At 64.4% G+C, this 18685-nt stretch carries 22 protein-coding genes and 1 tRNA gene; 19 read left to right on the top strand and 4 right to left on the bottom strand.

The genetic code is table 11. The features are described 5' to 3' along the window. The first annotated feature begins 11 nt into the window (after window positions 1-11). The 7 genes from RPC_RS26860 (at window position 12) to RPC_RS16215 (ending at window position 5963) form a co-directional block, all read left to right on the top strand. The gene (locus RPC_RS26860; RefSeq protein WP_415914725.1) at window positions 12-134 is read left to right on the top strand and encodes a hypothetical protein; all 123 of its coding nucleotides are present in this window, start codon (window positions 12-14) and stop codon (window positions 132-134) included. A 104-nt stretch (window positions 135-238) separates the two neighbouring features. Beyond that, on the top strand, window positions 239-1804 hold the full coding sequence (locus RPC_RS16240) for a 2-isopropylmalate synthase (protein ID WP_011473666.1): 1566 nt from the start codon (window positions 239-241) through the stop codon (window positions 1802-1804). Between the two features lie 200 nt (window positions 1805-2004). Continuing rightward, a complete protein-coding gene (locus RPC_RS16235; protein WP_011473665.1) occupies window positions 2005-3003 on the top strand; it encodes a TRAP transporter substrate-binding protein in 999 nt (332 codons plus the stop codon). A 123-nt stretch (window positions 3004-3126) separates the two neighbouring features. After that, window positions 3127-3702, top strand: coding sequence for a TRAP transporter small permease (locus RPC_RS16230; RefSeq protein ID WP_011473664.1), 576 nt, complete (start codon window positions 3127-3129; stop codon window positions 3700-3702). Further along, window positions 3699-5024 (top strand): TRAP transporter large permease, encoded by a 1326-nt coding sequence (locus RPC_RS16225; protein ID WP_011473663.1) that lies wholly within the window; start codon window positions 3699-3701, stop codon window positions 5022-5024. Before RPC_RS16230 ends, RPC_RS16225 begins: the two co-directional genes overlap by 4 nt. Window positions 5025-5148: 124 nt before the next feature. Then, window positions 5149-5706, top strand: a complete 558-nt coding sequence (locus RPC_RS16220; RefSeq protein ID WP_011473662.1) for a Spy/CpxP family protein refolding chaperone — start codon at window positions 5149-5151, stop codon at window positions 5704-5706. Between the two features lie 181 nt (window positions 5707-5887). Further along, window positions 5888-5963: transfer RNA gene (locus tag RPC_RS16215), tRNA-Lys, on the top strand. 193 nt (window positions 5964-6156) lie between these two features. Here RPC_RS16215 and RPC_RS16210 read toward each other — a convergent pair. Further along, window positions 6157-6681: a DUF4410 domain-containing protein gene (locus tag RPC_RS16210; RefSeq protein ID WP_167532080.1), complete on the bottom strand. Its 525-nt coding sequence runs from the start codon at window positions 6679-6681 to the stop codon at window positions 6157-6159. A gap of 316 nt (window positions 6682-6997) precedes the next feature. On the opposite strand from RPC_RS16210, the gene RPC_RS16205 reads away from it, so the two are divergent. Continuing rightward, window positions 6998-7717: a helix-turn-helix domain-containing protein gene (locus RPC_RS16205; RefSeq protein WP_041802945.1), complete on the top strand. Its 720-nt coding sequence runs from the start codon at window positions 6998-7000 to the stop codon at window positions 7715-7717. A 76-nt stretch (window positions 7718-7793) separates the two neighbouring features. On the opposite strand, the gene RPC_RS16200 is transcribed toward RPC_RS16205, so the two are convergent. Further along, window positions 7794-7994, bottom strand: a complete 201-nt coding sequence (locus RPC_RS16200) for a hypothetical protein (protein ID WP_011473659.1) — start codon at window positions 7992-7994, stop codon at window positions 7794-7796. 330 nt (window positions 7995-8324) lie between these two features. Here RPC_RS16200 and RPC_RS16195 point away from each other — a divergent pair, with 330 nt between their 5' ends. The 3 genes from RPC_RS16195 to RPC_RS16185 all read left to right on the top strand — a co-directional run bounded on the left by RPC_RS16195 (window position 8325) and on the right by RPC_RS16185 (window position 10025). Continuing rightward, window positions 8325-8912 carry a PadR family transcriptional regulator gene (locus RPC_RS16195; RefSeq protein WP_011473658.1) on the top strand — a complete coding sequence of 196 codons (588 nt, stop codon included), beginning with the start codon at window positions 8325-8327 and terminating at the stop codon, window positions 8910-8912. Between the two features lie 84 nt (window positions 8913-8996). Beyond that, window positions 8997-9539: a ubiquinol-cytochrome c reductase iron-sulfur subunit gene (petA, locus tag RPC_RS16190; RefSeq protein ID WP_011473657.1), complete on the top strand. Its 543-nt coding sequence runs from the start codon at window positions 8997-8999 to the stop codon at window positions 9537-9539. A gap of 105 nt (window positions 9540-9644) precedes the next feature. Then, window positions 9645-10025, top strand: coding sequence for a NifB/NifX family molybdenum-iron cluster-binding protein (locus tag RPC_RS16185; protein ID WP_041801940.1), 381 nt, complete (start codon window positions 9645-9647; stop codon window positions 10023-10025). A 21-nt stretch (window positions 10026-10046) separates the two neighbouring features. Here the strand turns inward: RPC_RS16185 and RPC_RS16180 are convergent, their stop codons facing one another. Continuing rightward, window positions 10047-10250, bottom strand: a complete 204-nt coding sequence (locus RPC_RS16180; RefSeq protein ID WP_011473655.1) for a YgaP family membrane protein — start codon at window positions 10248-10250, stop codon at window positions 10047-10049. Window positions 10251-10339: 89 nt separating this feature from the next. Between RPC_RS16180 and RPC_RS16175 the strand changes: the two genes are divergently transcribed. From RPC_RS16175 to RPC_RS16165, 3 genes are read left to right on the top strand one after another with little or no spacing between them, the layout of a single operon-like run. After that, window positions 10340-10693: an ArsR/SmtB family transcription factor gene (locus tag RPC_RS16175; protein WP_041801938.1), complete on the top strand. Its 354-nt coding sequence runs from the start codon at window positions 10340-10342 to the stop codon at window positions 10691-10693. 1 nt (window position 10694) lies between these two features. Continuing rightward, window positions 10695-11681 (top strand): efflux RND transporter periplasmic adaptor subunit, encoded by a 987-nt coding sequence (locus RPC_RS16170; protein WP_011473653.1) that lies wholly within the window; start codon window positions 10695-10697, stop codon window positions 11679-11681. Beyond that, window positions 11678-14884, top strand: coding sequence for an efflux RND transporter permease subunit (locus tag RPC_RS16165; protein WP_011473652.1), 3207 nt, complete (start codon window positions 11678-11680; stop codon window positions 14882-14884). The genes RPC_RS16170 and RPC_RS16165 overlap by 4 nt, the downstream gene beginning before the upstream one ends. Window positions 14885-14894: 10 nt before the next feature. Here RPC_RS16165 and RPC_RS16160 read toward each other — a convergent pair whose 3' ends face one another. Continuing rightward, complete coding sequence (locus RPC_RS16160; RefSeq protein WP_011473651.1) at window positions 14895-15284, bottom strand: metalloregulator ArsR/SmtB family transcription factor; 390 nt, start codon at window positions 15282-15284, stop codon at window positions 14895-14897. A 318-nt stretch (window positions 15285-15602) separates the two neighbouring features. Between RPC_RS16160 and RPC_RS16155 the strand changes: the two genes are divergently transcribed. From RPC_RS16155 to RPC_RS16135, 5 genes are all read left to right on the top strand, one after another. Next, the gene (locus RPC_RS16155; protein ID WP_041802943.1) at window positions 15603-15809 is read left to right on the top strand and encodes a hypothetical protein; all 207 of its coding nucleotides are present in this window, start codon (window positions 15603-15605) and stop codon (window positions 15807-15809) included. Window positions 15810-15953: 144 nt separating this feature from the next. Then, window positions 15954-16163 (top strand): hypothetical protein, encoded by a 210-nt coding sequence (locus tag RPC_RS16150; protein ID WP_041801936.1) that lies wholly within the window; start codon window positions 15954-15956, stop codon window positions 16161-16163. 82 nt (window positions 16164-16245) lie between these two features. Continuing rightward, on the top strand, window positions 16246-16890 hold the full coding sequence (locus RPC_RS16145; RefSeq protein ID WP_011473650.1) for an SOUL family heme-binding protein: 645 nt from the start codon (window positions 16246-16248) through the stop codon (window positions 16888-16890). Window positions 16891-16947: 57 nt separating this feature from the next. Then, a complete protein-coding gene (locus tag RPC_RS16140) occupies window positions 16948-17163 on the top strand; it encodes a hypothetical protein (RefSeq protein WP_011473649.1) in 216 nt (71 codons plus the stop codon). A 169-nt stretch (window positions 17164-17332) separates the two neighbouring features. After that, window positions 17333-18676, top strand: a complete 1344-nt coding sequence (locus tag RPC_RS16135) for a hypothetical protein (protein WP_011473648.1) — start codon at window positions 17333-17335, stop codon at window positions 18674-18676. The last annotated feature ends 9 nt before the right edge of the window (window positions 18677-18685 follow it).

The raw sequence follows: 18685 nt of genomic DNA, 5'->3' as shown, positions 1-18685 counted from the left end.
AAGGTGGATTGATGCTGATTCGCAGCAATAGGATTGGAATGGACGAGGGGACGGCGCAGGCCGGTCCCGCCGCGATTCCGGCTGCGTTGCTCTCCACCCTGCTGCTTGGCGGGCTGCTTCTTATTCGCCCCTGAGGGCCGTCTGGGCGCGTGCGCCTGGGCACTCAGGGGTTCGAACATCACATCGCCAGACCCCTTTTTGCGCGCCGAGCGCCGCACCTGACACAAGGAATATTCCCATGACCGCCACCACCCCGTCCGACAAGGACCGCGTCATCATTTTCGACACCACCCTGCGCGACGGCGAGCAATGCCCCGGCGCCACCATGACCTTCGAGGAGAAGCTGGAAGTCGCCAGCCTGCTGGACGCCATGGGCGTCGACGTCATCGAGGCCGGCTTCCCGATCGCCTCCGACGGCGACTTCGCGGCGGTGCATGAGATCGCCAAGCGCGCCAAGAACGCGGTGATCTGCGGCTTGTCCCGCGCCGGCGCCAAGGACATTGACCGCTGCGCCGAGGCGATCCGCCCGGCCAAGCAGGGCCGCATCCACACCTTCCTGTCCACCTCGCCGGTGCACATGAAGTACAAGCTGCAGATGGACGCCGAGCAGGTCTATCAGCTGGTGATCTCGGCGGTGACCCGTGCCCGCAACCACACCGACAACGTCGAATGGTCATCTGAGGACGGCACCCGCACCGAGTTCGACTTCCTGTGCAAATGCGTCGAGGCGGCGATCAAGGCCGGCGCCACCACCATCAACATTCCCGACACCGTCGGCTATTCGGTGCCGGAGGAATACTTCGACCTGTTCAAGCGGGTTCGGGAAAACGTGCCGAATTCCGACAAGGCGATCTTCTCGGTGCACTGCCATGACGATCTGGGCATGGCGGTGGCCAATTCGTTGGCCGGCATCCGCGGCGGCGCAAGGCAGATCGAATGCACCGTCAACGGCATCGGCGAGCGCGCCGGCAATACCGCGCTGGAAGAAGTCGTGATGGCGATGCGGGTGCGCAACGACAAATTGCCGTTCTGGAACAAGATCGACACCACGATGCTGACCCGCGCCTCCAAGGTGGTCTCGGCGGCGACCTCGTTCCCGGTGCAGTACAACAAGGCGATCGTCGGCCGTAACGCCTTCGCGCATGAGAGCGGCATCCACCAGGACGGCATGCTGAAGAACGCCGAGACCTACGAGATCATGCGGCCGGAGTCCGTCGGCGTGAAGCAAACCTCGCTGGTGATGGGCAAGCATTCCGGCCGTCACGCCTTCGTCCACAAGCTGGAAGAGATGGGCTACAAGCTGGGCCAGAACCAGCTGGAAGACGCCTTCGTGCGCTTCAAGGCGTTGGCCGACCGCAAGAAGGAAATCTACGACGAGGACATCGAGGCGCTGGTCGATCAGGAAATCGCGCAGTCGCACGATCGCATCAAATTGCTGTCGTTGACGGTGATCGCCGGGACCCATGGCCCGCAGCGCGCCACCATGAAGCTGGACGTCGAGGGCCAGACCCGGATCGAAGAAGCCGAAGGCAACGGCCCGGTCGATGCGGTGTTCAACTGCATCAAGGCGCTGGTGCCGCATGTCGCCAAGCTGGAGCTGTATCAGGTCCACGCCGTGACCCAGGGCACCGATGCGCAGGCCGAGGTCTCGGTGCGGCTGGCGCATGAAGGCCGCTCGATGACCGCGCGTGCCGCCGATCCGGATACGCTGGTGGCCTCGGCGAAGGCCTATCTCAGTGCGTTGAACAAGATCGTGATGAAGCGCGAGCGCGACCTGCCGGTGCCGGAAGCCGCTGCGAGCTGATTGCGACCAAACGACGCGACGGCGTCATCACCATCGCACGCGGCGCTGCAAAGCGCCGCGTTTTTTATTGCGCTGCAGCACACTCACCTCGGCGCTCCCTGCTAACGGGCAATAGCCATTGCATGTAAGTATCTGTATTGAAGTGATGCAGTGAGGCTGGAACCGGTTACCGGTCGGTCTGAGGAAATCTGGGAGGTCAAATGCGCAAATTGATTTTGGCCGCGGCGTCGGCCGCGATGTTCGCTGTTGTTGGGCCGGCTGCGGCACAGTCGCCGATCGTCATCAAGTTCAGCCACGTGGTGGCGCCGAACACCCCGAAGGGTCTGGCCGCCGAAAAATTCAAAGAACTCGCCGAGAAGTACACCGCCGGCAAGGTCAAGGTCGAGGTCTACCCGAACTCGCAGCTCTACAAGGACAAGGAAGAGCTCGAAGCCTTGCAACTCGGCGCGGTGCAGATGCTGGCGCCGTCGAATTCCAAGTTCGGCCCGATCGGCGTGCGCGAATTCGAAGTGTTCGATCTGCCCTATATCCTGTCCGATCTGCCGACGCTGCGCAAAGTCACCGACGGCCCGCTCGGCACCAAGCTGTTGAAGCTGCTCGATGGCAAGGGCATGACCGGGCTGGCCTATTGGGACAACGGCTTCAAGATCATGAGTGCTAACAAGAAATTGGTGGCGCCGGCGGACTACAAGGGGCTGAAATTCCGCATCCAGTCCTCCAAGGTGCTCGACGCCCAGTTCCGCGCGCTCGGCGCGATCCCGCAGGTGATGGCGTTCTCCGAAGTCTATCAGGCGCTGCAGACCGGCGTGGTCGACGGCCAGGAAAATACGCCCTCCAACATGTACACCCAGAAAATGCACGAGGTGCAGAAGTTCACCACGCTCACCAATCACGGCTATCTCGGCTACGTGGTGATCGTGAACAAGAAGTTCTGGGATGACTTGCCGGCCAACCTGCGCACCGAACTCGACAAGGCGATGAAAGAGGCCTCGGCCTACGGCAACAGCCTGTCCGCCAAGGAGAACGAAGACGCGTTGGCCGAGATGCAGAAGTCCGGCAAGACCGAACTCGTCAAGTTGACGCCGGAGCAGGACGCCGCGATGCGCAAGGCGATGGAGTCGGTCTACGGCGACGTCGCCAACCGAGTCGGCAAGCCGCTGATCGAAGAGTTCCTGAAGGAAACCAAGGCCACCAATTAACAATCGGCGACTGAGCCGACGCCCGTGCTCAGGCGCGGGCGTCGGCTGTTATCTTGTGCTGACATCGTGCGGACGGCATAGACCGTCCCGCAGCATGAATATCGTGGTCACACTGGAGGAATGATGCTGCTTCGCATCCTCGATCGGCTTGAGGAAATCCTGATCACGTTTTTGATCGGCGCCGCCACGGTGATCATCTTTTTCGCGGTGCTGCACCGCTACCTGGTCGGCATTCCGCTGTTCTATCCGCTGTTGTTCCCGATCAACATGTCCTGGGCTCAGGAACTGTGCATCTACATGTTCGTGTGGATGGCGAAGTTCGGCGCGGCTTACGGCGTGCGCACCGGCATCCATGTCGGCGTCGACGTGCTGGTCAACCAGCTCGATCCGCGCTGGCGCAAGGGCACCATCCTGTTCGGGTTGTTCTGCGGCGCGCTGTTCACCGCGGTGATCGGCACCATGGGGGCGAAATTCGTCTATGGGCTGATGCAGACCGACCAGGTCACCCCCGACATGGAGCTGCCGAGCTGGATCGTCTACCTGTGCATTCCGCTCGGCTCCTATCTGATGTGCTTCCGCTTCCTGCAGGTGGCGTGGACGTTCGGACGCGGCGGCGAGCTGCCGCATCATGACCACGCCTATGTCGAGGGCATCGAGGCGGAAATCCCAGCCACCGGCGGCCGGGAGGTGATCCGATGAGCAGCGCCATGATCTTCGTGCTGCTGATCGCGCTGATGCTGACCGGGATGCCGATCTCGATCGCGCTCGGCCTCACGGTGTTGTCCTTCATCTTCCTGATGACCACCGTGCCGATCGAGTCGGTGGCGCTGAAGCTGTTCACCGGCATCGAGAATTTCGAGATCATGGCGATCCCGTTCTTCATTCTCGCCGGCAATTTCCTCACCCACGGCGGCGTCGCCCGCCGCATGATCAATTTCGCCACCTCGATGGTCGGGCACTGGTACGGCGGGCTCGGGCTCGCCGGGGTGATGGCGTGCGCGCTGTTCGCCGCGGTGTCGGGCTCGTCGCCGGCCACCGTGATCGCGATCGGCTCGATCATGCTGCCGGCGATGGTCAAGCAGGGCTTTCCGAAGCGGTTCGGCGCCGGCGTCATCACCACCTCCGGCGCGCTCGGCATCCTGATTCCGCCCTCGATCGTGATGGTGGTCTATGCGGTGGCGACCGGTGGCAGCGTCGCGCTGGATCCGAACGGCATGCGGGTGTCCTCGGCCTCGGTCGGGCAATTGTTCATCGCCGGCGTGATTCCCGGCATCATGCTGGCCTCGTTGCTCGGCCTCACCACGTTCTATCGCGCCTGGAAGAACGACTATCCGCGGATGCCGCGCGCGAGCTGGCTGGAGCGCTGGCAGGCGTTCCGCAAATGCGTCTGGGGCCTGTTGCTGATCCTGATCGTGCTCGGCGGCATCTACGCCGGCTGGTTCACGCCGACCGAAGCCGCGGCGATGAGCGCGGTCTACGCCTTCGTGATCGCGGTGTTCGTCTATCGCGACCTGCGGCTTTCGGACGTGCCGAAGGTGCTGCTCGGCTCCGCCAATATGAGCGCGATGATCCTCTACATCATCACCAATGCGGTGCTGTTCTCGTTCCTGATGGCCAACGAAAACATCCCGCAGCAGATCGCCAATTGGATGTCGAGCGCCGGCATCAATTGGGTGATCTTCCTGTTGGTGGTCAATCTGCTGCTGTTGTTGGCCGGCAACGTGATGGAGGCGACCTCGATCGTGCTGATCATGGCGCCGATCCTGTTCCCGGTGGCGGTCAAGCTCGGCATCCATCCGGTGCATCTCGGCATCCTGATGGTGGTGAACATGGAGGTCGGGATGTGTCACCCGCCGGTCGGGCTCAATCTCTACGTCGCCTCGGGTATCGCCAAGATGGGAATCACCGAGCTGACCATCGCGGTGATGCCGTGGCTGTTGACGATGATCGCGTTCCTCGGTCTCGTCACCTACATCCCGGAGCTGTCGCTGTGGCTGCCGCGCACGCTCGGCATGTTGTGATAGTTGTTCGCAACATCGGTGCGGCCGGATTACATCTTGGTAACAGAGGCATTTGTGTCCAAACCGTAAGTTGATCGGGCAGGGCGCTACGCGCATCTTCAGGCCACCTTTGAAGGAGGTTGCCATGAAGAAAGCTCTGTTGGCCGGTGCCGCCGTGCTGGTGCTCGCCGGATCCACCGCGGTCTATGCGCAGCATCGTCCGTGGTTCGATCATCATCAGACCCGGATGAACCCGGAAGACCGCGCGGCGTTCGCCGATGCCAAGATCGCCGCGGTGAAGGCCGGACTGAAACTGACGCCGGACCAGGAAGCGCTCTGGCCGCCGGTGGAAGCCGCGGTGAAGGAATTTTCCAAGCTCAGGATCGACCGCGCCAATGCTCGGATGAAAGCCATGCGGGACGACGACGCGCCGAAGCTCGATCCGGTGACCCGGTTGCGCGACCGCGCCGGAGCGATGGCCGATACGGCCGCCGCGCTGAAGAAGATCGCCGATGCCGCCGATCCGCTCTACAAGACGCTGGACGACGGCCAGAAGCGCCGTCTCGCGGTGTTGACCCATGACGGCGGCCGATTCGGCGGCGGCCATTGGCGGCATCACCGCGACGGCGATCGCGGCGAGCGTGGCTATCGCCAGCAGGACGACCGCGGACCGGGCCGCGATCTGGGGCCGGATCGGCTGTAACGACCGGTTTGGCCGCTGCATTGCGGCCCTTGCTCGCTGCGATCAACGAAGCCGCCGGGCGCCGGCGGCTTTTCGTTTCATTTTTTTGACAATGGCGGGAAAAATCCGCGGGCTCGCTGGACATCCGGGATTCGCTTTGTTAAACGGACGCCGTCCTGCAGAGGACTTCCGGACTTGGTCCGGGCGCATAGCTCAGTTGGTAGAGCAGATGACTCTTAATCATCGGGTCCCAGGTTCGAGCCCTGGTGCGCCCACCAAATTCCCCCTTTAAGAACGGCTATTTAGCTAAACGGTGGGGGGAGCCGGGATCGGCCGTTTGCGATCCTGTGATCGTGCTGCGACGTTTCTTCGGTAGGTGCTCTCAATGAGACCCTGCGAAACGGTCCTGTGGCGCGCCAAATGTCCAGCGCATCCGCTTGTGAAAACGACCCCCGACCGGTCGCGGTTTAATCACCGATCCGAGGATGTCGTGGCCGGCAAACTTGGCTTCGGGTAGGGCCAATTCTGCGCCAGGAAATACTGACCAAGACGCTCATCGATAGTTTTGGTCGTCTGCTCAATCTCATCCGGTAGGCCGTCTTGCTTCAACAAGTTTAAACCGACCCCTGCAAGCGCGACCGCGTTGGTCGCCCCTCCCGGCATGCTGCCCGAGGAGGCTTCGGTCTCGAAATCGAGAAGAGGCGGTCTGTCCGGCATCCTCGGGTCATTCAGGGACACTGCGACCCTCAGCACCGCTTTGCCGGCGCCGTAGCCGACAAACACACGGAGCGCTTTGCTGCCGCTGCGAGCGTCGAGAATGCGGCACCGCAGGGTCAAGTCGGACGGTTGGCCACCGGCGACGACGATGAGCCGGCGAGATGCCAGGAGCTTCGGAAGGCTTTCGGAAAGCACCGCCGAAGCCATTTGAGCATCGGCAAGCTGCTTCTCGCGCCGCGATGGCTTCTTTGGCGGCGAACTTTCGTTTTCGACGATCACGGCGATTGTTCGTGGCGGTCGAAGCGAGGGGTCTGGAGCTTGGCTTGCAACCGGTCCCACGTGGATCCCGGCGCAACCTGCGACCGACAAGGCGAATCCGATGGCGAGCAACCGGGCAGTGGTTCGAAGGGGGAGGCGGACGATGTTGAACAGGGTGATCTCCCGGAAAATCCTGTCGGATCCTCTCCAGAAGGCCTAGTGTCCGCGCATCGAAATAGGTCAAAGTTAGATGGTTTTGGGCCAAACTCCGAGGCTGGGGGCGCCCTCCGACGCCCCCCTGATCGACGGACTCGACGGCGCAGCAATGCGGAGCGCGTTGACGAAAACGCTGGATGTGTTCACCCGCGGGCTCCATCAGCATCCGCATGGTGAGCTTTTCCTGCTTCGCGCCGGATACCTGAAGGCGCAATCACCCAACGGCCGCTGGCTAATTCCTGCCGGCCATCTGTGTTGGGTTCCGCCTTTTACCGAGCATGGAGCCGACACCGACAGCACCCAAGGCGTTCGTATCTACCTTGCCCCAGAGCTATGCGGAGTTTTGCCTCGCGACTCCTGCGTGATGCGAAACACGGCTCTGATCCTTGCCGTCATCGATCGCCTCACCGCACCCGACAGGACAGCGAAGGTCCTGACCGAACCGGAGAAGCGCTTGTTGGGCGTTCTCTGCGACGAGATCGAACGGGCGAGAAGCACGCCGATCTTACTTCCGATGCCGCAAGATGCCCGACTTAGCAGGACGGCGGAAAAATTGCTCGGCTCTCCGAATGACCAAAGCGACCTCGACGTGTTTGCAGCTGAGGCCGGCATGTCGCGGCGCAGCTTCACGCGAAATTTCAAGCTCGATACTGGACTGTCGATCGGAGAGTGGCGCCAGATTGCGCGACTGATGCACGGGATCGATATGCTGGCGGCGGGAAAATCCGTAACCGAGACGGCCTTTGCGCTGGGCTATGATAGTATCAGCAGCTTTGTCGCGCTCTGCCAGCGCCACACCGGAATGAGCCCGAAATTATTGGCCCGCGCCGTGGCCGGTTAGGACGGCAAAGAGATGGCCCCGCTGAACTGCCACGGTGCCGCCCGGGGTGCCCGAGCGGCTGCGAACAGATGAGATTTTATCTGGCAGACGGCCGGGCGATTTTGCGGGCGATCAGAAACGAGATCGGCATCGCCACCAGGAAACCGGCGAGGACGGCGCGGGGAATCATCTGCATCGCGTCTTGAGCGAGGCTCGGCACGGCCAAGACCGCGACCATGGCGCAACCAGCCAATGACGCGCCGACCACGATCCACACCACAATCGCAACCTTGATCATCGTCGTTCTCCTGTTGCCCGACCTGCTTGCAGTCGGGATGCCTCACCTTCGTCGGCATCGGGCGCAGCCGGCGCAGCGTTGATGGGACCACTTGCTCCAGGCCGGCGGTCGCACGGCCGGCATTCGGACATGGTGGAGTTACATACATTCGAATATTTTCAGATGAATCCGGATCGGCGGTGCGCACCTTGATCTGAATCAAACGACTGCCGCCCGGTCGCGCGCTGCAGGCGGATGCCCGCGTCGATTGCATAAAAGATATATCTTTACATCGCCGATAACTGCTTATAATAAAAGATATATCTTTTAGGCGCCAGGTGGACGACCCAGATGGACGACAATGACGGCATTGGCCGACGCTGCGGCGGAATGGGGTGTCGACGCCGCGGCGGGCGCGGCGCCGGCGGCGAAACGATCCGGGTCGGCCGCATGCTGGGGCAGGGCGATCTCAAGGTGATCGCGCTGGCGCTGATCGCCGAGCAACCCCGCCACGGCTACGACATCATCAAAGTCATCGAGGAAAAGACCGCCGGCTGGTACGCGCCGAGTCCCGGCGTGGTCTATCCGACGCTGACCTTTCTGGAAGAAGTCGGCCACCTGACATCGCAGCCGGAAGGCGCCAAGAAGCTCTACGTCATCACCGAAGAGGGGGCCGGCTATCTCGCCGACAACCGCGCCGTCGCCGACGCGGTGTTCGACCGGTTGGCAGCGGTCGGGGAGCGCGCCGCCGCGTTGCGTCCGCGCAGCGAGGACGCCGGCCGCGGCAATGGCGAGGCCAGCGAACTGCCGCCCTTGGTGCGCGCGGCGCTCGACAATCTGCGCGACGTCACCGGTAAGCAGCTTGCCAAGGATCCCGAGGCCGAGGCGGAACTGGTCGCGATGCTGGCGCGGGCGGCAGGAGAGCTACGCAGACTGTGAGCGCGCCGTCACCACCATGAGATTTTTCGGACCCAACCGCGCCCTCCTCGAGGACGGCGCAACCAAGCCAAGCAGGAGACCCCGATGACCACCGCAACACTTCTTCCGGAGCAACCGACCCGGCGCGACGTGCTTTACATCGCGACCGGCGCTGTCGCGGCTGTCGGCGCCGTCGCCGCGGTCTGGCCGCTGGTTGTTCAGCTCAACCCCGACGCCTCCACCGTTGCGGCCGGCTTTCCGCTCGAGGTGGATTTGGCACCGATGGCGGCAGGCCAGGTGATCAAGGTGTTCTGGCGCGGCCAGCCGATCTTCATCAGCCACCGCACCCCGCACGAGATCGAATCGGCGCAGACCGCCGATTGGCAAAGCTTCCGCGATCCGCAGCCGGACTCCGCGCGGGTCAAGCCCGGCCACGAGCAATGGCTGGTGGTGTCGGCGATCTGCACCCATCTCGGCTGCATCCCGACCGAGCACCAGGGCAATTACGACGGCTGGTTCTGCCAGTGCCACGGCTCGCAATACGACTCGTCCGGTCGTGCCCGGCTGGGGCCGGCGCCGCTCAATCTCGCGCTGGTGCCGTATGAGTTTCTTTCCGACAGCAAGATCCGGATCGGCACCACCGGCTGATCTGATAGCTCGCTGCTTTCACGACATTGACCCCGTCGCGGCCAAGCCGCGCCGGCGCGTGACGCCGCGCGCCGCAACTCCGTTGTGCTTGAGAAAGTCCCTTACATGCTGATCGCCGTCGCCAGTCAGAATTTCCGCACCGTCACCGGCCACGCCGGCAAGAGCCGCCGCTTCCTGGTGTACAACGCCGCGCCGGGCCAGCCGCCCTATGAGGTCGACCGGCTCGATCTTCCGAAAGAGCTTTCGATCCACGAATTCCAGGGCGATGGCGCGCATCCGCTCGATGCCGTCGGTGTGGTGATCGCCGGCAGCGCCGGCGCCGGTTTCGTCAGCCGGATGGCGGCGCGCGGCGTGCAGACCGTCGCCACTGCGGAAACCGACCCGGCCGCCGCGGTCGCGCAGTTTCTTGCCGGAACGCTCGCCGCGCCAGCGCCGCACGTCCACGGCGCCGAAGAAGGCGGTTGCGACTGCAATTGCGGCGGCTGAGGCCGTCGGCGGCGGCGCCGGTTACGAAAACGCGGCGCCGCTGCGCAATCCAAGCTTCCTGAACGCGATCGCAGCCGGGCAGAACCCGGTGATCGCCGCCTGGATCATGTTGGCTCCGGCAAAGCCGGCCAGCAGCAGCCAATACGGATTGACCAGCCAGCCGAGCAGCAGGCTGGTCAACACCACGCCGCCGGCGAAGCCGAGCACCGCCTGATCGATATTCATCGCGTCGTCCTTTCAAGCTGTGGGCGGGATCAGCGAGCAACCGCGCCCGATGGTTGACTTCATATTCGTATATGCGTATATACGCAACTATGAAAATGAATATCGACGCGATGGAACAAGCCGCCGACCAGGCCAGCGAATTGTTGAAGGCGCTGTCCAATCGGCACCGCCTGCTGATCATTTGCCAATTGGTCGACGGCGAACGCTCGGTCGGCGACCTCGCCCAGCTGTTGGGACTACGCGACTCCACGGTATCGCAACATCTGGCGCTGCTGCGCAAGGACGGGCTGGTGGCGGCGCGGCGTGACGCGCAGACCATCTATTACTCGATCGCCAGCGCGCCGGCCCGTGAACTGCTCACCACGCTGTATCGGGTGTATTGCCCGCCCGCACTGAACGCGACCTCGCCCAAACAATCCACCAAGACAGCGAAGAAGACCTAACATGCGCGGCATCGCTTGCGGCCTGCTGGCCGCGCTCCTCGTTCCATCGGCGATGCTCCGCGCCGAGCCGCTCACGGTAGCTGCGCGAACGGTGGCCGACGATAAGGCGGTGTTCGCCACCGTGGAGAGCGTCAGCGTGGTGCCGGCGCGCGGCCGGATCGGCGGCACGGTGGTGCAGCTCAAGGTCAAGGAAGGCGACGCCGTCACCCGCGGCCAGGCCATCGCCGCGATCGGCGACGAGAAGCTGGCGCTGCAGATGAACGCGCTGGACGCGCAGATCGCGGCGTTGCAGGCGCAATCCAGCCAGGCGCAGATCGATTTCAATCGCGTCGAGGGCCTGGTGGAGCGCGGCACGCTGCCGCGCATCAAGCTCGACGAAGCGCGCACCGCGCTCAACGTCGCCGAGAACGGACTACGCGCCCGCACCGCCGAGCGCGCCGTGGTGCAGCAGCAATTCAACGAAGGCCAGGTGCTGGCGCCGGCCGATGGTCGGGTGCTGAAAAAGTTGGTGGCGGTGGGCTCGGTGATGCTGCCGGGCGACGCGGTGGCGACCATCGCGCAGCAGGATTTCAAATTGCGGCTGCGGATTCCGGAGCATCACGCCCGCTCGCTGAGACTCGGCGACAAGGTCCGCGTCGACGGCGGCGAGATCGGCGCGGCCGCGCCACGGTTCGGCACCATCGATCTGATCTATCCGCAGATCGAGGACGGCCGCGTGGTCGCCGACGCCAAAGTCGACGGCCTCGGCGAGTATTTCGTCGGCGACCGACTGCGGGTGTGGATCGCCGGCGGCGAGCGCACCGCCTTCGTGATTCCCTCGAGCTACGTGACCACGAAGTTCGGCATCGACTACGTCAAGATCGAGCAACCCGGGGGCACCATCGTCACGCCGGTGCAGCGCGGCCGCGACCTGCCGAGCCCGGAGCTGCCCGACGGCCTGGAGATTCTGTCGGGGATCGGCCGCGGCGATCGGTTGGTGCAGCCGTGAAGCTCGGACTCTCGGGACGTCTCACCCAAGCCACCATCGGCTCGCCGCTGACGCCGCTGTTTCTGCTTGCGGCCCTGATCGTCGGGCTGTTCGCGCTCGCTGCGATCCCGCGCGAGGAGGAACCGCAGATCAGCGTGCCGATGGTCGACATCCGCGTCAACGCCGACGGCCTGCGGGCGCCGGACGCCGTCGAACTCGTCACCAAGCCGCTGGAAGCCATCGTCAAGAGCATCGACGGCATCGAGCACGTCTACAGCCAGACCGAAGACGACCGCGTCATGGTCACCGCGCGGTTTTTGGTCGGCACCAAATCCGAGGACGCCATCCTGCGCGTCCACGAAAAGATCCGCGCCAATCTCGACCGCATTCCGGTCGGCATCGCCGAGCCCTTGATCGTCGGCCGCGGCATCAACGACGTCGCGGTCAGCGTGCTGACGTTGTCGCCGAAGCCCGAGGCGGCGGCGCGCTGGACCGACAAGGACCTGTTCGAACTCGCCGACAAACTGCGCTCGGAACTGATGAAGGTCGACAGCATCGGGCTGACTTACATCTCCGGCGGCGGCGCGCAGCAGATCCGGGTCGAGCCCGATCCGGAAAAGCTGTCGCTGTTCGGCGTCACGCTGCAGCAACTGGTCGCCAAGGTGAAGGACGCCAACCGCTCGTTTCTGGCGGGTTCGGTCCGCGACGCCGGCCTGGTGCGCAGCGTCTCCGCCGGCCAGACACTATCCGGGGTTCCGGATATCGGCCTGTTGCTGATCTCGACCCGCGACGATCGTCCGGTCTATGTCAAAGACGTAGCTTCGGTGGTGATCGGCCCCAATGCCAGCGAGCATCGGGTGTGGAGCGAGGCCCGCGACGGCAACGGCGATTGGCAGCGTGTGCCTGCGGTCAGCCTGGCGCTGGCCAAGCGCGCCGGCGCCAACGCCGTGGTGGTGTCGCAGGCGATCGCCGAGCGGCTCGAAGGCTTGAAGGCGCGGCTGATCCCGGACGACGTCGTCGTCACGGTCACGCGCGACTATGGCGAGACCGCCAACGACAAGGCCAACGAGCTGCTGCTGCATCTCGGCATCGCCACGATTTCGATCGTAGTGCTGATCGGCTTTGCGATCGGTTGGCGCGAGGCGCTGGTCACCCTCGTGGTGATCCCGACCACGATTCTGCTGACGCTGTTCGCCGCCAATCTGATGGGCTACACCATCAACCGCGTCAGCCTGTTCGCGCTGATCTTCTCGATCGGCATTTTGGTCGACGACGCGATTGTTGTCGTGGAAAACATCGCGCGGCATTGGGCGATGCAAGACGGCCGGCCGCGGCTGCAGGCGACCATCGAAGCGGTCGCCGAAGTCGGCAATCCCACGGTGATCGCCACGCTGACCGTGGTCGCGGCGCTGCTGCCGATGCTGTTCGTGTCGGGACTGATGGGTCCCTATATGGCGCCGATCCCCGCCAATGCCTCCGCGGCGATGCTGTTCTCGTTCTTCGTCGCCATGGTGGTGGCGCCGTGGCTGATGCTGCGGCTGGCGCCGCGCGAGGGCGCCGTCGTCGCCGGACATGACGCGCATGACGAAGGCCGGCTGGGGCGGCTGTATCGCCGTATCGCCACACCGATCATCGCCAGCAAACGCTCGGCCTGGATCTTTCTGCTCGGCGTCGGTCTGGCCACGCTGGCCTCGATGGCGCTGTTCGCCACCAAATCGGTGACGGTGAAGCTGTTGCCGTTCGATAACAAATCCGAGATCGCCGTGATGGTCGATCTGCCGGAAGGCGCCAGCCTCGAGGCCACCGAGCGCGTGCTGTTCGCCGCTGCGCAAATCGCGCGCGGACTGCCGGAAATCAGTTCGGTGCAGAGCTACGCCGGCACGCCGGCGCCGTTCAACTTCAACGGCTTGGTGCGGCATTATTACTTGCGCGAGCGGCCCGAGCTCGGCGAGCTGCAGGTCAATCTCGCCGGCCGCGAGCATCGCGCCCGCGCCAGCCACGCCATCGCGCTGGATCTGCGCGAGCGGCTGAAGGCGGTGTCCGTACCCGCCGGCACCAGCATCAAGGTCGTCGAAGTGCCGCCGGGGCCGCCGGTGCTGTCGACGCTGCTGGCCGAAATCTACGGGCCGGACGCCGCCACCCGCCGCGCCGTCGCCCTGGAGATGAAGAAGCTATTCGCCGAAGTGCCGTTCATCGTCGATATCGACGATTCGATCGGCGAAAAGCGGCCGCGGCTGCGGCTGTCGATCGATCAGGACCGGCTGGAATTCTTCGGGGTCGAGCAGCGCGACGTCTATGACACCATCGCCACGTTGTTCGGCGGCGTTTCGGTCGGCTACTCGCATCGCGGCGAGGATCGCAACCCGATCGAGATCGCGGTGCGGCTGCCGAAGCGCGATCTGGCCTGGACCGAGGCCTTGGCGTCGACGCCGGTGCCGGCCAACACGCTGCCCGGAGCCAAAACCGTGGTCGAACTCGGGCAGCTGGTGAAGGCCAGCATGGAGCAGGGCTCGCCGATGCTGTTCCGCCGCGACGGCCGCTTCGCCGACATGGTGATGGCGGAGCTGGCGGGGCGCTTCGAGGCGCCGCTGTACGGCATGTTCGCGGTGGCGGACAAGATCGACGCGCATGATTGGGGGACGTTGCCGAAGCCCGCGATCGCCATGCATGGCCAGCCGGCCGACGAGTCCAAGCCGACGCTACTATGGGACGGCGAGTGGGAGATCACTTACGTCACCTTCCGCGACATGGGGGCGGCGTTCGGCGCGGCGATCCTCGGCATCTACGTGCTGGTGGTGGCGCAGTTTCGCAGCTTCAAGCTGCCGCTGGTGATCCTGACGCCGATCCCGTTGACGCTGATCGGCATCTTGATCGGGCACTGGCTGCTCGGCGCGGCCTTCACCGCGACCTCGATGATCGGCTTCATCGCGCTGGCCGGCATCATCGTTCGTAACTCGATCCTGCTGGTGGATTTCATCCGCCACAGCGGCGGGCAGGGCAAAACCGTGCGCGAGGTGGTGTTGCAGGCCGGTGCGGTGCGCTTCAAGCCGATCCTGTTGACCGCGCTCGCCGCGATGATCGGCGCCGCCACTATCCTGCTCGACCCGATCTTTCAGGGCCTGGCGATTTCGCTGCTGTTCGGTCTTGCGTCCTCGACGCTGCTGACCGTGCTGGTGATTCCGGCGATCTATGTGGTGCTGCGCGGCGAGCGGCGTGGCGCATAGCGGCCTGCTTCTACGGCGTGGTGTCGGGCGTCGTCTGTCCGCAGAAGATGTCGTAGATCACCGCGATGACGCGGCGCACGTCGTCATTGGCGAGGCGGTAATAGATCGTCTTGCCGTCGCGCCTGGTGTCGACCATGCCGTCATAGCGCAGCCGCGCCAGCTGCTGCGACACCGCCGACTGTCGCATCGACAGCAGGCTTTCCAGTTCACTCACCGAACGCTCCCGCTCCGCCAATAGGCACAGCAGCAACAGCCGGTGTTCGTGCGACAGCGCTTTGAGGAAATTGCTGGCCTTGCCGGCTTTGCGCATCAACTCGTCGAGTTCCGCTGAATGCGCGGGACCTTGGCGGGCAGCCGACTCGGGCTCAGCGTCAATGCCGGTGGGGGGAATTGTTGTCATGCGATGCTGGCCATTTCAGACATATAGACGAATTCGCATGTGTGTGCCAGCAGGCGTGGGCCACCGCGAGGAGGCGGGTTCCGGCAGGAAATTGCTAGGAAACGGCTTGGTTTGGTCAAAATGAGACGGATTGCGAGGGGAGGCCGCGCTAGGTTTGATCACCCCGGCGTTGCTGCGGGAACAATCCGTTACTCGGACCGGTCAAGTTGACGCGCGGTTTTTCACCACATGCGGCGCCGCAGGGTTTAAGGTGGGTCAACGCAGCGCGCGATCGCATCACGGTGTTTGGTGAAAGCGATCCCCAATTACGAGGCTCAGATGTCACACGCCTATGCACTCAACGAAGACGTCCTGCACCGGGGCCAGGGGCCCCAGGGGCGCGTCACTGTCGAGCAGCCCAAGGTCTATACCATCATTCAGCGACTGCCGATCGAATCGGACGGCCGACTGCGCTATCGGATCCGCAGCAAGTTGGAAAATATCGAGCGCGTCGCCACCGAAGATCAGTTGTCCTACTGCATGTAGCCGCCCAGCAGATTGCGCTGCGCTGCAACGTGAATACGCCGGTTCGGGACATTTTTCCCGCTCACGGAAACGGCATCGGCCCGTCGTCACAATAGTGGTATCGTTCGTGCGTTAAGTGGCTTCACGCTGTCAGGAGTGGAGTGCATGAACAAGCTCATTGCGATCCGCAGTCAGGAAGCGATGTGCCGGGAACGCGCCGCGCGGGATCATAACCGCAGCGCGTTCTGGTCGGCCAAGGCGGAAGAGTGGCAACAAATCGCGCTCGACGAAATTGCATTCCATTTCCGTGAATGCAACGTGGCGCGCTTTGCTGCCGAACCGGCAACGCCGTGCGGCGAGTTCGCTGCCGGCTGAGCCGTGGGCTGCAGGACCCTCGCGCGCGGGGCGTTGCGCCGGCGGGGATTGAACGGCTGATGCGCCGGCCTATCTGCCTAGCATGCTGCAGTCGGTGTTCAGTTTCCTGCAATCGGTGGTGTTCGGCATGATTTCGATTTTCGGGATCAATCTGGGCACCGAGCAACCGCGTTACGACGTCATCGCGCGGCTCGGCGACACGATCGAAATCCGGCACTATCCGGCGCGGCTCGCCGCCGAGACCACCGTCGCGGGCAGTTCCAGCAAGGCGCGCGGCGAGGCGTTCCGCATCGTCGCCGGTTACATCTTCGGCGCCAACAACGGCCAGCAGAAGATCGCGATGACCTCGCCGGTGGAAATCAGTTCGCCCGGCAGCAAGATCGCGATGACCACCCCGGTCGAGGTCGGCAAGGCCGACGACGGCTTGGTGATGCGGTTCTTCATGCCCAGCGAATATTCCCGTGAGCAGCTTCCGCAGCCGTCCGACCCGCGGGTCAGGCTGGTCGAACGCCCCGCCGCGACCGTGGCCGCGCTGCGGTTTTCCGGCTCGACCGGCGACGCCGCGGTGGCGGCGCGCAGCGCCGAACTCGTTCATGCGCTCGCCGCCACCGATTGGCGTGCCGCGGGCGAGGTGACGGCGCTGTTCTACAATCCACCGTGGACGCTGCCGTTTCTGCGCCGCAACGAGGTCGTGGTGCCGCTGACCAAGTCCGAGCAGCCGCGCTGAGGCTATCCGGCGCGCCGCGGCCCGAGATCGGCTGAGCTGACCCGCAAAGGAGCCGGTATGATCCTGCGCATGGCGATCGCCACGGCCCTGACGCTGATCGGCGTGGCGCTGATCGGACCCGCGCTCGCCGCTCCGCCCACCGTGACGCCGTCGCCGGGCTACGACCGGCGGCTGATCGAATCCCGGCGCGAACTAGGCGCAAGGGTGCTGGTCGCGCCACCCCACCACGCCTTGGCCCAGCCGCACCGCAAAGCGGCGCTGCTCCGCCGCTAGCTGCCGAGTGCTGGCAGCGTCGCGCGTCTGGCCTGCTCATAGGGCGTTGCGTCGGCGGCAACACCATTTGGTGATAACATAATCTCGTCGGAATTATTCCCTAAGTAAACGAATTGTCGAGCAGCGGGGGCGTTGTTCATGCGATGCGTCGCATCCTTTGGAAAGCCTCATGCCCCCAGACTCTCCGTCGCCCAGTGTCGTGCCCACCACCGCGGTTCCGACCGCGCTGCTGCTGTCGCGCGGCGTCGACCGGCTCGAAGCTACACTGAAAATCACCACCGCGATCCTGGCGCTGGCCGCCGGGGTCTACACCTATCTCGGGGTGCGCGAGCTGTTGAACGGCAGCCCCTCGATGGTGTTCTTCGCCGCGGTGATCTATTCGGTCGCGGTGTCGGTCGGGATTTACGCGTTCTGGATCTTCCTGATGCAGTTCATGCCGCATGTGGTCTCGACCAAAGGCCGCAACCTGATGTTCGGCTGCATGCTGCTCGGCTCCTTGATGATCGTGGCGATGTCGTCCTGGTTGAACGCCTCGGCGCTGGCCGGCGCCGCCGCGATCCAGCAGCATTTGTCGATCACGGTGCAGAACTACACCCGCGATCTCGACGCCGCCAACACCAACGCCATCGCGGCCCAAGGGCTGTTGCCGGATATTCAATTGTCGGCCTCGCGGTTCTCCAAATTGGCCGACGCCGAGAAGGCCGGCTCGCTCACCGGGACCTCCGGCTCCGGCACCGTTGTGCAGCTGATGACGCAGATGTCCGGCCAGCTCGACAGCCTCGGCCAGGAGGTGCAGGCCTCCGCCAAGCGGGTCTCGGCGCTGTTCGAGCAGGGCGGCAAGCATCTGGCGAAGATGCGCGAGCTGATTTCCGATCGCGGCCCGATCGCCAGCCGCAGCGACGCCTTCGCCACGGAATCGCTGGCGCTGATGGGGGTGATCGCCAATCTGCAGCAGACCTCGGTGGCGCCGGCGGTGAAACGCGCGGCGACGACGCTGTCCTCGGGCTTCATCGCGCCGGTGGCGGGCGGCCGCACCGCCGATCTTGCCGACCGGCAGAGCGCCGTGGTGGGGAAGGTGGAGGGTGTGATCGCCATGCAGGCGGCGTCGCTGTCCGACGCCGCCGACAAGATTTTGGCGATGCCGCGGGTCGAGCCGGCCCGGTTCCAGTCGATGTCGCCGGCCGAAGCCGTGCTGCGCTACGCCGGCGACTTCATTCCCAGTTGGGCCGGCGCGATCTCGATCGACCTGATGCCGGCGGTGCTAGTGCTGATCCTCTGCGTCGTGCACGCCGCGATCCGCCGCGAAGGCTTGCCGGCGGCGAACGCCTCCAGCGTCACCGTCGGCGACATGCTGGCGGCGCTGCAGATGGCGCGCGAAGTCGAAACCGCGCGGCGCGCGGTGCCGAGCGAGGCCGAGCCGCAGTACACGCCGGCCGCGACGCCCGCGGTCGCGGAGCCCGCCGCCGCCGACGAAAACGTCACCGCGCTGGCTTCGGCGCGGCACCCGAAGTAACTGACCAGG

It is taken from the genome of Rhodopseudomonas palustris BisB18 (assembly GCF_000013745.1).
Classification (GTDB): domain Bacteria; phylum Pseudomonadota; class Alphaproteobacteria; order Rhizobiales; family Xanthobacteraceae; genus Rhodopseudomonas_A; species Rhodopseudomonas_A palustris_F.
The sequence above is the reverse complement of the archived record's forward strand: the minus strand, read 5'-3'. Positions and strand labels throughout refer to the sequence as shown.

Excerpts from the sequence above, each read along its gene's own strand:
- RPC_RS16240 (WP_011473666.1), top strand. The coding sequence starts at position 239 with ATGACCGCCACCACCCCGTCCGACAAGGACCGCGTCATCATTTTCGAC.
- RPC_RS16220 (WP_011473662.1), top strand. The coding sequence starts at position 5,149 with ATGAAGAAAGCTCTGTTGGCCGGTGCCGCCGTGCTGGTGCTCGCCGGA.
- RPC_RS26860 (WP_415914725.1), top strand. The coding sequence starts at position 12 with ATGCTGATTCGCAGCAATAGGATTGGAATGGACGAGGGGACGGCGCAG.
- RPC_RS16140 (WP_011473649.1), top strand. The coding sequence starts at position 16,948 with ATGATCCTGCGCATGGCGATCGCCACGGCCCTGACGCTGATCGGCGTG.
- RPC_RS16145 (WP_011473650.1), top strand. The coding sequence starts at position 16,246 with ATGCTGCAGTCGGTGTTCAGTTTCCTGCAATCGGTGGTGTTCGGCATG.
- RPC_RS16235 (WP_011473665.1), top strand. The coding sequence starts at position 2,005 with ATGCGCAAATTGATTTTGGCCGCGGCGTCGGCCGCGATGTTCGCTGTT.
- RPC_RS16170 (WP_011473653.1), top strand. The coding sequence starts at position 10,695 with ATGCGCGGCATCGCTTGCGGCCTGCTGGCCGCGCTCCTCGTTCCATCG.
- petA (WP_011473657.1), top strand. The coding sequence starts at position 8,997 with ATGACCACCGCAACACTTCTTCCGGAGCAACCGACCCGGCGCGACGTG.
- RPC_RS16175 (WP_041801938.1), top strand. The coding sequence starts at position 10,340 with ATGAAAATGAATATCGACGCGATGGAACAAGCCGCCGACCAGGCCAGC.
- RPC_RS16180 (WP_011473655.1), bottom strand. The coding sequence starts at position 10,250 with ATGAATATCGATCAGGCGGTGCTCGGCTTCGCCGGCGGCGTGGTGTTG.
- RPC_RS16160 (WP_011473651.1), bottom strand. The coding sequence starts at position 15,284 with ATGACAACAATTCCCCCCACCGGCATTGACGCTGAGCCCGAGTCGGCT.
- RPC_RS16150 (WP_041801936.1), top strand. The coding sequence starts at position 15,954 with ATGAACAAGCTCATTGCGATCCGCAGTCAGGAAGCGATGTGCCGGGAA.
- RPC_RS16135 (WP_011473648.1), top strand. The coding sequence starts at position 17,333 with ATGCCCCCAGACTCTCCGTCGCCCAGTGTCGTGCCCACCACCGCGGTT.
- RPC_RS16230 (WP_011473664.1), top strand. The coding sequence starts at position 3,127 with ATGCTGCTTCGCATCCTCGATCGGCTTGAGGAAATCCTGATCACGTTT.
- RPC_RS16195 (WP_011473658.1), top strand. The coding sequence starts at position 8,325 with ATGGACGACAATGACGGCATTGGCCGACGCTGCGGCGGAATGGGGTGT.
- RPC_RS16185 (WP_041801940.1), top strand. The coding sequence starts at position 9,645 with ATGCTGATCGCCGTCGCCAGTCAGAATTTCCGCACCGTCACCGGCCAC.
- RPC_RS16200 (WP_011473659.1), bottom strand. The coding sequence starts at position 7,994 with ATGATCAAGGTTGCGATTGTGGTGTGGATCGTGGTCGGCGCGTCATTG.
- RPC_RS16155 (WP_041802943.1), top strand. The coding sequence starts at position 15,603 with ATGTCACACGCCTATGCACTCAACGAAGACGTCCTGCACCGGGGCCAG.
- RPC_RS16225 (WP_011473663.1), top strand. The coding sequence starts at position 3,699 with ATGAGCAGCGCCATGATCTTCGTGCTGCTGATCGCGCTGATGCTGACC.